Source organism: Pseudomonas sp. P4_C3 (assembly GCF_056402075.1).
In genome coordinates this window covers 1-1,195 of record NZ_JBFUIC010000643.1, presented here as the reverse complement: position 1 = coordinate 1,195, position 1,195 = coordinate 1, and the positions used below count along the sequence as shown (strand labels likewise).

Below are 1,195 nucleotides of genomic sequence, written 5' to 3'. Positions count from 1 at the left end.
GCCCGCCCAAATGGCCTGAATATTGAGTGGTGAAAACACCTTTTTACACGCTGCTACGTGAAATCCGAGCCCGGAAGCCTCTGCCCAAAAGTAARGATTTCAATCTCARGCGCRTAYTTTTCTGCCGTGGAAACCATGGCCGACTTTTTCAACAGAATCGGCCGATAGCAGTCTGTCGAATCAGCTTGAGCTTAGCTTGAATGAACACGCAGTCACATTAAACAAGCTCTCCAAAGCCCCCCAAGGAGCAGCCATCGGCAGCTCCTTGGGGATCTCCTTTGTCATTCAGATTGTGCCAGGCATAAAAAACTACCCTCAGGCCTGCGCAACTCATCGAAATGAGCCTGATAGGTGCTTATCGATGACATTCACTCCTCTGAAACCCCTGGGTGCCAAGCAGGACGCGGTGCTTCAACAGGCGGGGTTCCGTCGTGAAACATCGTCTTCAGTTGAGCACGCAGTTCTGGTGAGTCGGTGTGCTTGTGAACACTGACCGCATGCTGCGCGGCGGCCTCGAGCAGTTCGTTTTCAGAGTCTGCGGACAGTGCGATTGAGCAGTGGGAATCGCTCGGAAACTCGCGGCAGTCGATGTATTTACGCGCCATGAATGTTTTCCTCCCTACGACGAAGGCAGGCCGTGGCCTGCGTGAACGATCGCTCGACGCGTCTCCCATACATCAAACACGACTGCATGCCACATCGAGTGTGCCGATCGTTAAAGTATAGGCCCACCGATGTCAGGGTAGTTGTGCCAGACATGGAAAACGGCCGCGCGGAAACAGGGAACAGATCACGATGGCTCGGCATTTACCTGAAATCGTGCTCTGTCCCTTTTTATGCTGGTTACGTGGCAACTACTAATGACTTCACATGGCCGATTGCTGCCTGTAGTGAAGGGCTGCAATCGACCCTGGACAGAGTCGATCAGGCGAGGGCTTGGAAACTCCAGTCCTCGGCTTGGACGACTCGGCAGAATGGCCCTGCCAACGTCGCATTGTGGTGGGCAATGATGGCCTTTGCTTCGAGTGAAGGGGTGTCAGAGCAAGTATGTCCATCGGCGATCAGCACAGCATCGAATCCACAATCGCGGGCAGCCCGGCAAGTACTATCTACACAGTATTGAGTTTTCATTCCTGTAACGACGATGCCATCGCAGTTACGCAGGCGTAGTTGAGCAGCCAGATCTGTCTGGGTA

General features: G+C 53.7%; 2 protein-coding genes. Both read right to left on the bottom strand.

The window, feature by feature from the left end; genetic code table 11:
• Positions 1–368 precede the first annotated feature (368 nt).
• Positions 369–605: a DUF1059 domain-containing protein gene (locus AC1DVH_RS31435; RefSeq protein ID WP_477757065.1), complete on the bottom strand. Its 237-nt coding sequence runs from the start codon at positions 603–605 to the stop codon at positions 369–371.
• 319 nt (positions 606–924) lie between these two features.
• The coding region (locus AC1DVH_RS31430; protein WP_477757064.1) for an isochorismatase family protein at positions 925–1,195 on the bottom strand (271 nt) is incomplete at its 5' end.